General features: G+C 42.3%; 11 protein-coding genes and 1 other annotated feature. All 11 genes read left to right on the top strand.

The features are described from left to right. Window positions 1-191 precede the first annotated feature (191 nt). Window positions 192-467, top strand: a complete 276-nt coding sequence (locus tag MKY17_RS20050; RefSeq protein ID WP_081395481.1) for a GNAT family N-acetyltransferase — start codon at window positions 192-194, stop codon at window positions 465-467. Window positions 468-851: 384 nt separating this feature from the next. After that, window positions 852-1,110: a binding site (T-box leader), on the top strand. Window positions 1,111-1,225: 115 nt separating this feature from the next. Then, on the top strand, window positions 1,226-2,941 hold the full coding sequence (ilvB, locus tag MKY17_RS20045) for an acetolactate synthase large subunit (RefSeq protein ID WP_098370046.1): 1,716 nt from the start codon (window positions 1,226-1,228) through the stop codon (window positions 2,939-2,941). Between the two features lie 3 nt (window positions 2,942-2,944). Beyond that, a complete protein-coding gene (gene ilvN / locus MKY17_RS20040; RefSeq protein ID WP_098370047.1) occupies window positions 2,945-3,457 on the top strand; it encodes an acetolactate synthase small subunit in 513 nt (170 codons plus the stop codon). Between the two features lie 55 nt (window positions 3,458-3,512). Next, entirely contained in the window at window positions 3,513-4,541 is a 1,029-nt protein-coding gene (gene ilvC / locus MKY17_RS20035; RefSeq protein ID WP_098370048.1) for a ketol-acid reductoisomerase, read from the top strand. Beyond that, entirely contained in the window at window positions 4,528-6,063 is a 1,536-nt protein-coding gene (locus MKY17_RS20030; protein WP_098370049.1) for a 2-isopropylmalate synthase, read from the top strand. The genes ilvC and MKY17_RS20030 overlap by 14 nt, the downstream gene beginning before the upstream one ends. A 15-nt stretch (window positions 6,064-6,078) precedes the next feature. Then, complete coding sequence (gene leuB, locus MKY17_RS20025; RefSeq protein WP_098370050.1) at window positions 6,079-7,191, top strand: 3-isopropylmalate dehydrogenase; 1,113 nt, start codon at window positions 6,079-6,081, stop codon at window positions 7,189-7,191. A 70-nt stretch (window positions 7,192-7,261) separates the two neighbouring features. Continuing rightward, complete coding sequence (gene leuC, locus MKY17_RS20020; protein WP_098370051.1) at window positions 7,262-8,671, top strand: 3-isopropylmalate dehydratase large subunit; 1,410 nt, start codon at window positions 7,262-7,264, stop codon at window positions 8,669-8,671. A 28-nt stretch (window positions 8,672-8,699) separates the two neighbouring features. After that, on the top strand, window positions 8,700-9,299 hold the full coding sequence (gene leuD / locus MKY17_RS20015) for a 3-isopropylmalate dehydratase small subunit (RefSeq protein WP_339200483.1): 600 nt from the start codon (window positions 8,700-8,702) through the stop codon (window positions 9,297-9,299). Window positions 9,300-9,465: 166 nt separating this feature from the next. Continuing rightward, on the top strand, window positions 9,466-10,500 hold the full coding sequence (locus MKY17_RS20010) for a tetratricopeptide repeat protein (RefSeq protein WP_339200482.1): 1,035 nt from the start codon (window positions 9,466-9,468) through the stop codon (window positions 10,498-10,500). Window positions 10,501-10,683: 183 nt separating this feature from the next. Further along, window positions 10,684-11,976 (top strand): trigger factor, encoded by a 1,293-nt coding sequence (gene tig / locus MKY17_RS20005; protein ID WP_098370054.1) that lies wholly within the window; start codon window positions 10,684-10,686, stop codon window positions 11,974-11,976. Between the two features lie 430 nt (window positions 11,977-12,406). Beyond that, window positions 12,407-13,675, top strand: a complete 1,269-nt coding sequence (clpX, locus tag MKY17_RS20000) for an ATP-dependent protease ATP-binding subunit ClpX (RefSeq protein ID WP_034308926.1) — start codon at window positions 12,407-12,409, stop codon at window positions 13,673-13,675. Window positions 13,676-13,811: the final 136 nt, after the last annotated feature.

Raw genomic sequence — 13,811 nt, 5'->3', positions numbered from 1 at the left:
TTTTGTCTTTTGCCTTTCTTGAAAAAATATTTATCAGACATCATCAGTTTGTGAATAAACTTCACATGGTCAACGCAGTTTTAAACTCTTGGAAGTACTTTACTTTATTCAATTTCGATCACGTTTTAAATATTTGTTTAATTTCCATTTTGTGAGATATGATAAAGAGGAACTAAAAGGAGGTCATCAAGATGGTGGATATCAAAAAAGGTGAAAGTTCTTTTTTTGTCGAAGAATCTGGTGAGAAACTAGCGGAAATCACATTCTTTAAATCAGGTGATGATGAAATCACGGTCGATCATACCGTTGTTTCTGACAAGCTTCGCGGACAAAAGGTAGGAAATGCCCTTGTTGAAAAGGTAATAGGGTTCGCAAGGGAGGAAAAACTGAAAATTGTTCCGGTATGTTCGTTCGTTCAAAAACAATTTGAAAAAAATGCAGAATACGAGGATGTATTGGCTAAATGAACAGAGGGCTGGACCAGGGGATGAGTAATATCACCTGTGTTCAGCCCTTTGTTATTTTTTTTAGATAATCCTCACCCCGCTATTTGAGAAAATCATTACTGTTGACTGGCATCATGTGGGTAGTTCGAGGATATTTCAGTGGAGAAGTTTGTGATCACTTTAATAATTTTAATGCGATATTTGATGTTTTTAAAAATTAAAAATTGAAAAAACTTTTTTTAAAAGAATGTGGTCATGATAGGTATGTAAGCGTATACAACAAATCTTTCAATTTAGAATTATCAAAAAATTTCAAAAAACCTGTTGACTACTACCTTAAATACACGTAAGATAATCACAAATACAAGACATCAAACATAAGCATTTCGAAAAATATGAATAATGCGAAAAGCATTGAAGAGGATAAGTAGTCTTTTAAAAAGGCAGTCACAGAGAGCCGGGTAGCTGAGAGCCGGTATTGTCCCGAAAGATGAACTCACCTTGGAGTTTCAGCTTGAACGTCAGACTAGTAGGGCTGAACGGGTGCGTACCAGTACCCGTTACCAAAACAGAGAATAGTGTAGGCTATTCAAAGTGCGCATGGAGTTTCATGCGAAAAAGGGTGGTACCGTGGAGTGGCTCATCAAGCCTTTTCACCCCTTTAACTTGCCGAGTGCAAGTACATTTGGGGTGAAAAGGCTTTTTTGTATGCATAAAAAGCTGAAAATTCTGAATCTTAGGAAAACATTTAGTGGAAAAGTGAAGGAGGTTTTTACGAAATGACACAAAAGTCAGTTGTTGCTGATCGGAAGAGTGGAAAGACACATTATAGTGGAGCCGAATTTCTGCTGGATGCATTGAAAAAGGAAAATGTTGAAGTCATCTTTGGTTATCCGGGTGGATCTGTATTGCCGATTTATGACAAGCTTTACAGTTCAGAACTTTTTCATATTTTGACAAGGCACGAACAAGGTGCGATTCATGCAGCGGAAGGATACGCCAGGATTACCGGCAAGCCGGGGGTGGTCATAGTAACATCGGGTCCAGGGGCAACGAACATTGTCACCGGTTTGGCCGATGCGATGATTGACTCTTTACCGCTTGTGGTAATTTCGGGTCAGGTTGCTACAAGTGTAATTGGTTCGGACGCTTTCCAGGAAGCTGATGTACTGGGGATTACTACCCCGATTACAAAACATAACTATCAGGTAAGGAAGCCGGAAGACCTTCCGCGCATTATAAAAGAAGCCTTTTATATCGCTTCAAGCGGCCGTCCCGGTCCAGTATTAATCGATATACCTAAGGATATGGCCATTATAGAAGGTGAATCGACGGATAAGGAGCCAGAAATGGATCTCCCTGGCTATCAGCCGACGACCAAGCCTAATTACTTACAGATCAGAAAGCTTGTTGAAGCCGTAAGCGGAGCGAAAAGACCGGTCATTCTTGCAGGGGCAGGAGTCCTGCATGCAAAGGCCTCCCATCTATTAAAGGAATATGTCGAGCAGCAAGGCATTCCCGTCGTCCACACTTTATTGGGTCTTGGGGGCTTTCCGGCGGAACATCCTCTCTTTACCGGAATGGGTGGTATGCATGGTTGCTATGCAGCAAACATGGCGTTATCGAAATGTGATCTATTAATAAATATCGGTGCCAGGTTCGATGATCGATTGACTGGGAATCTAGCGAAATTCGCACAGCATGCAACAGTGGCCCATATCGATATTGATCCAGCGGAAATCGGTAAAAATGTGCCGACAAAAATTCCGGTCGTCGGAAGTGCCAAGGAAGCTCTGGCGGAGTTGATTGCGCAAAATGGCAAGAAACCGGATATTGATGTATGGACAACGCAGCTGACTGCATGGAATGAAGAGTTCCCATTGCGTTATACACATGAAGAAGGCGTACTGAAACCTCAGCGTGTCATCCAGATGCTTCATGAAAAAACGAATGGGGAGGCCATTGTTACGACGGATGTTGGACAGCATCAAATGTGGGCGGCACAATACTATCCGTTTAACAAACCGAATTCATGGGTCACTTCCGGTGGATTGGGGACGATGGGCTTTGGCTTACCTTCGGCTCTCGGAGCGCAACTGGCGAATCCGAAAGCGACGGTGCTTTCCATTTCGGGGGATGGTGGATTCCAGATGTGCCTGCAGGAACTTTCAGTCATTGCCGAAATGAATCTGCCAATCAAGATCATCATCGTCAACAACGGGGCACTCGGGATGGTAAGACAGTGGCAGGAACTCTTTCATGATAACCGCTTCTCACACAGTATTTTTCAATCGCATCCGGACTTCGTGAAATTGGCCGATGCTTATGGAATTCCGGGATACAAAGTGACGACGGAGGAAGAGGCAAGTAACTGCCTGGATGTAGCGTTAAAAACTGATGGTCCAGTGTTGATTGATTTCCGTGTAAAACAAAAAGAAAATGTCTTTCCGATGGTAGCACAAGGAAAAGGGCTTGATGAAATGGAAGGAGTTTAATCAATGAAGGGAATTCTTAGCCTCACCGTGAACAACCGGCCAGGCGTCCTGAATCGGATTACGAACCTGTTCACGAAAAGAAATTATAACATTGAAAGCATGACTGTCGGACCCTCCGAACAGGATGGCATTTCAAGGATGACCTTCGTGGTCGATGTTGATGACGAAGCTGTCATTGAACAGATCACCAAGCAATTGAATAAGCAAATCGATGTTTTGAAAGTATTTGATATTACGAATCAATCGATTGTGGCGAGGGAACTTGCACTCATTAAAATAATGGTGACCACACAAACCCGAGCCGAGATTTATTCAGTCATCGAACCCTTCCGAGCGTCAGTTATAGATGTCAGTAAAGATAGCCTGACAGTTCAAATCACTGGGGAATCGGATAAAATCGAAGCCTTCATTGAACTGATCAAGCCATATGGCATCAAGGAATTGGCAAGGACAGGGACAGCCGCCATCCCGCGTGGAATGCAAATTGCACACGCTAAGAGTGCGACAATCGTATAAAAACAAAACAAAAAACCAAAACAAAAACAATGATGAAAAGGGAGATGTAATTATTATGGCAAAAGTATATTATAACGCAGAGGCAAACGAGAATTTTTTCAACAATAAAAAGGTAGCGGTAATCGGATATGGTTCACAAGGACACGCACACGCACAAAACCTACGTGACAGCGGTGTAGATGTAATCATCGGAATCAGGAAAGGTAAATCATTCGATAAAGCGGTGGAAGACGGCTTTAATGTTTACACAGTGAAAGAAGCAGCAGAACAGGCAGACGTAATCATGAACCTATTACCGGATGAAACTCAGCCGAAAGTGTACCAAGAAGAAATCAAACCGGTATTGCGTGCAGGTCAAGCGTTAATGTTCGCACACGGATTCAACGTCCATTTCAATCAAATCGTTCCTCCGGCAGATGTAGATGTATTATTAGTCGCTCCAAAAGGTCCGGGACATCTTGTTCGCCGTACATATGAACAAGGTGCAGGGGTGCCGGCATTATTCGCCATCTATCAAAATGTAACGGGTGAAGCAAAGGAATTGGCACTTGCGTACGCTCGGGGAATCGGTTCTTTAAGAGCTGGCGGTTTGGAAACCACTTTCCAGGAAGAAACGGAAACGGATCTATTTGGAGAGCAGGCAGTACTTTGCGGCGGATTGACTGCCCTTGTGAAAGCTGGATTCGAAACCTTGACAGAAGCTGGATACCAACCGGAAGTAGCATATTTCGAGTGTTTACATGAACTTAAATTAATCATCGACCTTATGTATGAAGGCGGAATGGAAAACATGCGCTATTCCATTTCTGACACAGCTCAATGGGGAGATTTCGTTTCTGGACCACGCGTTGTGACGGAAACTACGAAAGAGTCAATGAAAGCGATCTTGAAAGACATCCAAGACGGTGAGTTCGCTAAAGGATGGATCTTGGAAAACCAAGCGAATCGTCCAGTCTTCAATGCGATCAATAATCGTGAAAACCAACATCAAATCGAAGTGGTTGGCCGTGAATTAAGAAAAATGATGCCATTCGTGAAACCTCAACAAAAAGAGAAAGAAGTGGTAGCAGTTGCGAAAAATTAATATATTTGAAACTACACTTCGAGATGGGGAGCAATCAGCCGGTGTAAATTTGAATTTTACCGAAAAACTTGAAATTGCTTATCAGCTTGAAAGATTGGGTGTTGATATAATCGAAGCCGGTTTTCCGGCAGCATCCAAAGGGGATTTCAACTCCGTACAGGAAATCGCGCGCAAAATCAAAAACAGCTCTGTCACAGGGCTGGCGCGTGCTGTAAAAGGCGATATTGATGCAGCTTGGGATTCATTAAGGGGCGGCGCAGAACCAAGATTGCATACGTTCATCGCCACTTCGCCCATTCATCGTGAATATAAGTTGAAAATGTCGAAGCAGCAAGTGATTGAAAAGTCGGTTGAAATGGTTAAGTACGGAGCAGCGCGTTTTCCGATCGTGCAATGGTCTGCAGAAGATGCAAGCCGTACAGAACTTGACTATTTGGCTGAAATCGTTGAAGCGGTCATTCAAGCTGGTGCCAAGGTCATTAACATCCCGGATACTGTAGGGTATGCAGCTCCAATCGAATACGGAAACATTTTCAGGTACCTTCGTGAACATGTTCCTTCTATTGATAAAGTTAGTTTATCCGCACACTGCCATGACGATCTTGGAATGGCGACAGCCAATTCATTGGCTGCCATCGAAGGCGGGGCTACGCAAGTCGAAGGCACAATCAACGGAATTGGAGAACGTGCCGGAAATGTGGCGCTCGAAGAAGTGGCTATGGCACTCTACATCCGTAAAGATTTCTATCAAGCGGGAACAGATCTTGTATTGAATGAAATTAAAAGGACCAGTGATTTGGTCAGCCGCCTTACGGGAATGCAAGTTCCTGCTAATAAAGCCATTATTGGTGCCAATGCATACGCACATGAATCTGGCATTCACCAGGATGGCATGTTAAAAGAAAAAACGACATACGAAATCATTTCACCTGAGCTCGTCGGTGTTTCGTCCAATTCACTTGTTCTAGGAAAGCATTCAGGACGCCATGCTTTCAAAGAAAGATTACAAGAGTTGAACTTTACGGTAACGGATGAGGAATTGAACTCGTTATTCGTCCAATTCAAGGAATTGGCCGATAACAAAAAGACGATGACAGATGAAGATATCGTTGCGCTGGTGCTTGAAGAGAAAGCGACGGATATCAGTTTTTATGACATGGTTTCCTTGCAGATTTCCCACGGTACCCATCAGACGGCGACAGCTACGGTCACACTGAAAAAAGGCGATAATGAAGAGATTCAGGAAGCGGCTACAGGTGCCGGCAGTGTTGAAGCCTTATATAACACGCTTGAAAGATGTTTGGGCAGCGAGATCAGCTTGCTGGACTATCGAATTCAATCGGTGGGCGGCGGAATGGATGCCCTTGCCCAGGTTTTTGTGAAAATTGATTATAACGGAGTGGAAACAAGCGGCCGCGGTCTCGATCAGGACGTCTTGGAAGCATCCGCCAAAGCATATTTGAATGCTGTGAACCGTGTGATCATCATGAAGGAACTAGAAGAAAAAGCAGTATTACTATAGGAAGGGGAGATTTCGATGAAAAGGAATATTGCGGTGCTTCAAGGAGATGGCATCGGGAAAGAAGTAACAAGAGGCGCTGTAGAAATCCTCGAAGCCGTTGCCCAAAGATATGGACACGATTTTGAATTTCAATATGGTGAGATTGGCGGCGGGGCCATCGATAACACAGGTTCACCCCTGCCGGATGAAACAGTGGAGATTTGTAAAAACAGCGATGCGGTATTATTAGGGGCAGTTGGAGGACCTAAGTGGGATGACCAGCCTGCGCACCTAAGACCGGAACGAGGTTTGCTGAAAATCCGAAAAGATTTGAATCTTTATGCTAACATCCGTCCAATCAGCTATTATTCCAGCTTGTCGGAATCTTCTCCTCTTAAAAAGGAATTCATTGAAGATGTGGATTTCGTTATTGTCAGGGAACTAACTGGCGGCCTTTATTTCGGAAAGCCAAGTGAACGCGTTGAAAAAGAGGGGAAAGAGGCGGTCGTCGATACACTTTTCTATCAGAAAAGCGAAATGAAGCGCATCATTGAACTTGCATTTGCATTAGCATCGGATCGCAAGAAAAAAGTAACATCCGTGGATAAAGCGAATGTTCTTGAATCCAGCAGGATGTGGCGCGAGACGGCTGAAGAAATTGCCAAGGACTATCCGGATGTAATTCTTGAACATATGCTTGTTGATAATGCAGCCATGCAATTGATTAAAAACCCGAAACAATTTGATATTATCGTGACGGAGAATATGTTCGGTGATATTTTAAGCGATGAAGCGTCGGTATTGACTGGCTCGCTTGGAATGCTTCCTTCCGCCTCTATATCAACAAAAGGGCCAAATCTATATGAACCGATTCATGGCTCTGCCCCGGATATCGCGGGGAAAAACCTGGCCAATCCGATTGGGACGATTTTATCGGCAGCTTCCATGCTGCGTCTATCCTTTGGTTTGGAAGATGAAGCGAAAGCCGTTGAGCAGGCGGTGGAAACGGTCCTTGAATATGGCTTGAGAACAGGCGATATTGCAAATGGCCAAGCGAATATTACGTCTACTTCAGAAATGATTGCAGAAATTAAAGCTAATCTTTTAGACCAGGAAGCCATTTCCAACATCATGGGAGCTTACGCATAAACTTCTTTCACGGCCTAACATTAGGCCGTGTTTTTTAAAAAAATACAAGATTGATCGAGGTGGGATAAAGATGGGAAAGTCGATTATAGAGAAAATATGGGATCGCCATATTGTAAATGAAGAGGAGAATAAACCGGATTTAATTTATATAGACCTTCAATATATTCATGAAGTGACCTCTCCGCAAGCATTTGAAGGATTGAGATTAAAAGGACGTTCAGTCAGGAGACCCGAACGTACTTTCGCGACAATGGATCATAATGTGCCAACCGTTAATCGCTATTTCATCGAGGATGATATTGCAAGGAAACAATTAGAGGCGCTTGAGCAAAACTGTAAGGAGTTCGGCATCCGTCTTGCTGATTTAGACAGCCCGGATCAAGGTATCGTTCACGTTATCGGGCCGGAATTAGGCCTTACACAGCCAGGGATGACGATTGTCTGCGGAGACAGTCATACATCCACACATGGTGCGTTTGGCTCGATTGCGTTTGGAATCGGTACGAGTGAGGTCGAGCATGTATTGGCCACACAAACCCTATGGCAAACAAAACCCAAAACATTAAAGCTTGAGGTTAATGGCAAGCTTGGTCATGGCGTGATGGCGAAAGATGTCATTTTATATGTGATTTCTAAATTCGGTGTCGATTTCGGTACGGGACATATCATTGAGTATTGTGGGGAAGTCTTCCGGGATATGTCAATGGAAGAGAGAATGACGGTTTGCAATATGTCGATCGAAGGCGGGGCAAGAGCGGGGCTGGTAGCTCCCGATGAAACAACTTTCTCCTATTTGAAAGGTCGTAAATATTTGCCGAAAGGAGAAGAGTTTGACCGCTGTGTTCAGGACTGGAAGTCACTTTCCAGTGATGAGGATGCTGTATATGACCAAGAAATCATTCTTGATGGCAGCCTGATTTCACCAATGGTTAGCTGGGGGACAAATCCTGGAATGGCTAGTGGAGTGGACGGGAAAGTACCTACCTTCGCAGAAGATATCATGGATCCTAAGGAACTGAATCGGGCCATTGAGTATATGGGTCTTGAGGAAGGCATGCCGATCACGAAAATTCCCGTACAACATGTATTCATAGGATCGTGTACCAATTCACGCATTGAGGACTTACGGCAAGCCGCAGAAATGATCGAAGGCCAAACCGTTCATAAAGGGGTTCGGGCGATGGTTGTACCCGGTTCACAAAGCGTCAAAAGGCAAGCGGAAGATGAAGGGTTGGATGAGATTTTCAAATCTGCGGGGTTCGAATGGCGTGAATCGGGCTGCAGCATGTGCCTGAGCATGAATCCTGACGTTGTTCCGGCCGGTGAGCATTGTGCATCCACAAGTAATCGGAACTTTGAAGGCAGGCAAGGAGCTGGAGCAAGAACGCACCTGGTTAGTCCAGCTATGGCAGCCGCGGCCGCCATTCATGGGAAGTTTGTCGATATCAGGAATTTGAAAAGAACTGAACAAGTCCATTAAGAATACGAATTAACCGGAGGTGCAGAGAATGGAACCCATTACTATATATAAAGGAAGAGCGGCGGCACTTGACCGTAAAAACGTGGATACGGACCAAATCATTCCAAAGCAATTTTTAAAACGGATTGAGAGAAGCGGCTTTGGCGAGTTTTTATTCTATAACTGGCGTTTTGATGAAAATGGACAGGAACGTCCAGATTTTGAATTGAATCAGCCCCATAATCAAAACACATCCATTTTAATAGCAGGTGAGAATTTTGGCTGCGGTTCTTCGCGTGAGCATGCCCCTTGGTCATTGAAAGACTATGGATTCGATATTATCATCGCTCCTTCTTATGCTGATATCTTTAAAAGTAATTGCATGAAAAATGGCATGGTTCCCATCGCTTTAACCCTGACTGAAGTAAACTATTTAATGGAGAGGGTGTCGGCACCTGATTATGAGTTGACGATCGACCTTCCCAATCAGACATTGAAAGATGGTCAAGGGTTTGAAACAAGCTTTGAAATTCATCCATATTGGAAGGAAATGCTCATCAAAGGCTGGGATGAAATTTCGATAACGCTTCAATATGATAAAGAGATTTCTGCATATGAATCTCAAAAAAAGGCAGTATCAAGTATTTAATCGAAGAAGGTCATTTCCCGTTATCCTTTCTTAATTGAAAGGAAGCGGGATTTTTTTTTATCGGGGAAAGACGAAAAGGCGTTCATCAGGCATATAATTTTTTGTGTTTCCAGCTATTACATGCTAAACTGTTTCTCAAAAAGCGAACGGTGAGGCGGAAAATAGGATGGATGATGAGAACAACGAAAAGAAGGCCGGAGAAACCAAAATTATCGCCTTTCCAAATCTCGGTGAAAGGCTGATTGTAAAAGGACTGGATGAGCTTGGAAACAGAAACTTTAAAGCGGCTGCACAGCTTTTCAGCCAAGCCAGGGAGTATGAGCCCGAAAATGATGAAGTTTGCATGGGACTAGTGGTCTCGTTAGTCGAACTTGAGTATTACCAGGAGTCAAAAGAGTTGTGTATAGAGATGCTGAATAAAGGCATCGGCGACTACTTTCAACTGATCAATATTTATTTGATGGTACTGCTGCAATTGGGCGAGCATCAGGAAATGGTCACGACGATCGAACTGCTATTTGAAGAAAGCCAAATTCCTTTTGATAAAGAGGAACATTTCGAAAAGATGCTTCAGTTCAGTAAAAGGGCCCTTGAGGATAAGAAAGAGGAGAAGGAAAGGCAAAATCAGCAGCTTTCAGAGGAATTGCAGGAGGATGAACTTTTTGAAGGGACAACGGATAATGAAATGCTTATGGTCATTTCGAAGCTCACGAATATCAATATTCGACCATTTATCCCTCAAATCTTAGAATTTCTACAAAAAGATGAGGGACACCCTTTCTTTAAAACGATGCTCCTTAACATCCTTATCGACCAGGAATATAACGAGGAAGTGACGTTGAAGAAATTCAATCAATCAAAGTCGGTCATACCAAGCGAATTGAAAAGTTTGAAGGAGACGGACTTCTATAAGAAGGTAACCGGACTGACCGAAGAGGAAATCAGTCAGGATAATCCGAGCTTATTTGAAATGGTCCATAGTTTGATTGAACGTCATTCTTTTTTATTGTTTCCTTTTGAAACCGGACCAGAAAGCTTGCCTGCATGGGCAGCTGCCTACCATGCCTTGGCGGAAGAATACATGACCGGGGAAGTTTTCATGAGGGAATTAGCGGACCTTTACCATGCTGATGAGGAAAGTGTTGCTGATATTCTATCCTATATAAAAGAAATTGAAGAAATTTCTTATCCCATTATTTAAGCTATTGCTGTTGTAACAGATTAATCCTGTGGTATAATGTAGTGGTTGTAATGTATAATCGTCTAATTTTGACGATTTCCCCAATATTTTTTGGGTATATTTGAAGGATGACTTGTTAACACTTGCAAAGCATATTCATCCAATGCTTATTATTGAAGTATATAGATTTTTGGAGGGAAACACATGTCTGTAAAATGGGAAAAACAAGAAGGTAATCAAGGCGTACTAACAATCGAAGTTGACGCTGCAAAAGTAAACGAAGGTTTAGACGCAGCTTTCAAAAAAGTAGTGAAACAAGTAAATGTACCTGGCTTCCGTAAAGGTAAAATGCCACGTCAAATGTTCGAAAAAAAATTCGGCGTAGAATCACTTTACCAAGATGCGCTTGATATCATTCTTCCAGATGCTTATGCAAATGCTGTCGAAGAAGCTGGAATTCAGCCTGTAGATCGTCCAGAAATCGACATCGAGAAAATGGAAAAAGGCGAAAACCTGATCTTCACTGCAACTGTAACAGTTAAGCCTGAAGTTAAATTGGGAGATTACAAAGGTGTTGAAGTTGAAAAATTCAATACTGAAGTAACTGACGAAGATGTTGAAAACGAATTGAAAACTTTGCAAGAGCGTCAAGCTGAGCTTGTCGTTAAAGAAGAAGGACAAGTTGCTGAAGGCGATACAGTTGTTCTTGACTTTGAAGGATTCGTTGATGGTGAAGCATTCGAAGGCGGAGCTTCAGAAAACCATTCATTGGAAATCGGTTCAAACTCTTTCATTCCAGGATTTGAAGAGCAAGTTGTAGGTCTTGAAACTGGCGCTGAAAAAGATATCGAAGTTACATTCCCTGAAGAATACCATGCAGCTGAACTTGCAGGTAAACCAGCAGTATTCAAAGTGAAAATTCACGAAATCAAAACAAAACAACTTCCTGAGTTGGATGATGAGTTCGCGAAAGATGTCGACGACGAAGTGGAAACTTTGGCTGAACTTAAAGAAAAAACAAAACATAAATTAGAGCATGACAAAAAACATGAAGAAGAAAACTTCATTCAAAACACTGTAATTGGTAAAGCTGTTGAAGGTTCAGAAATAGACGTTCCTGAAGCAATGATTTCAAACGAAGTTGACCGCATGATGAATGAGTTCTCTCAACGCATTCAATCTCAAGGTCTTAATTTGGAACTTTACTACCAATTCTCAGGTCAAGACGAAGAAGCTTTAAAAGCGCAAATGAAAGAAGAAGCTGAAGGTCAAGTTCGTACGAGCCTAACTCTTGAAGCGATCGCTGAAGTTGAAAAACTTGAAGCTACTGACGAAGATGTAGAAGCTGAACTTGCACAAATGGCTACTATGTACAATATGGAAGTTGACGCGATCAAACAAGCTCTTGGAAACTTAGAAGGAATCAAAGGCGATCTTAAAATTAAGAAAGCGATTGACTTCTTGGTAGAAAACAGCAAAACAGTTGACGCAAAATAATTTTTATTAAATAAGTAGATTAAAATATTTCCTTTAAAAAACAAGGCGCGAGTAATCGTGCCTTGTTTTATACATATTGAGAATTAGTGTAAATTTCAAATATCGGTTATTTCCTGATTGATTTTTTTTGGATTTCGGTGTAGATTAGTTCTAATACCGCATATACATATTTATACAGCAAATCCTGCTTTTAAAAATCCAAAGTTTTGGGCATACTGGTAAAGGGCAAATACATATTGATTGATTATTGTACTTATTTAACAACTCGGACCGTGAGCATTTTTGTTACTAAACTTCCAAGAACATGATAAAATGCAAAACATACTTAGGATTTTGGAATGTTTAAGTAGATGTGTGCCTAGTTTTTTTCATTACGATTGGGTACCGCTATGTAATAGAGTTGGAAGAGTATTTAAAGGGGTGAACGTACATGTTTAAATTTAATGATGAAAAAGGACAGTTAAAATGTTCTTTTTGCGGTAAAACACAAGAACAAGTCCGTAAACTGGTTGCTGGTCCAGGTGTCTATATTTGTGACGAGTGTATCGAACTTTGTACGGAGATCGTCGAAGAAGAGCTGGGCACTGATGAAGAAGTAGAATTCAGAGATGTTCCTAAACCTATGGAAATCCGTGAAATTCTTGACGAATATGTGATTGGACAAGAACAGGCAAAGAAATCTTTGGCTGTCGCTGTTTACAATCATTATAAACGTATCAATTCCAATAGCAAAGTCGACGATGTGGAGCTTTCCAAAAGTAACATCGCCCTAATCGGACCGACGGGAAGCGGGAAAACCCTTCTTGCGCAAACATTGGCGCGATTACTGAATGTTCCTTTTGCCATTGCTGATGCCACTTCATTGACGGAGGCTGGATATGTTGGGGAAGATGTCGAAAACATCCTGCTAAAATTGATCCAAGCAGCTGATTATGATGTGGAAAAAGCGGAAAAAGGCATCATTTATATTGATGAAATCGATAAAGTTGCCCGTAAATCGGAAAATCCTTCCATTACACGTGACGTGTCTGGTGAAGGTGTGCAACAGGCTTTATTGAAAATACTTGAAGGAACAGTTGCAAGCGTTCCGCCTCAAGGTGGACGTAAACATCCACATCAGGAATTCATCCAAATCGATACGACCAATATTTTGTTCATCTGCGGCGGTGCCTTTGATGGCATCGAACCGATCATCAAACGCCGTCTTGGTCAAAAAGTCATTGGCTTTGGCTCTGACGTGAAAAAGGATGATATTGCAGAAAAAGAATTGCTTTCCAAAGTCCTTCCTGAAGACTTGCTTCGTTTCGGATTAATTCCGGAATTCATCGGACGTCTTCCGGTAATTGCGACTCTTGAGCAATTGGATGAAGCTGCTTTGATTGAAATCCTTACACAGCCGAAAAATGCCCTTGTTAAACAATATCAAAAATTGCTTGAGCTTGACGATGTTGAATTGGAATTCGAACAGGAAGCGCTAAGTGAAATTGCTAAAAAGGCAATTGAACGTAAAACTGGTGCACGTGGTCTGCGCTCCATCATCGAAGGCATCATTCTTGAAGTGATGTTCGATCTGCCTTCACGTGATGATGTTGCAAAATGTGTGATCACAGGCAGCACGATTTCGAAAAACGAATCTCCAAAGCTCGTCCTAAAGGACGGTACAACCATCAAAGGACAAGAAAAGAAAACATCTGCTTGATTTATATGAAAAAGCAAGACTGCCAGTTCATCCTGGCAGTCTTTTTTCTTTGTGTTTTTCCAAATTATTGTTATTTGGGATAAAAACGCCAAAATTTTCAACGCGAATTTCTTGGATAATTTCGCCCTTCCAAAGG

Origin of the sequence: Peribacillus sp. FSL P2-0133 (assembly GCF_037975445.1) — a bacterium.
GTDB lineage: Bacteria > Bacillota > Bacilli > Bacillales > DSM-1321 > Peribacillus > Peribacillus simplex_E.
The sequence above is the reverse complement of the archived record's forward strand: the minus strand, read 5'-3'. Positions and strand labels throughout refer to the sequence as shown.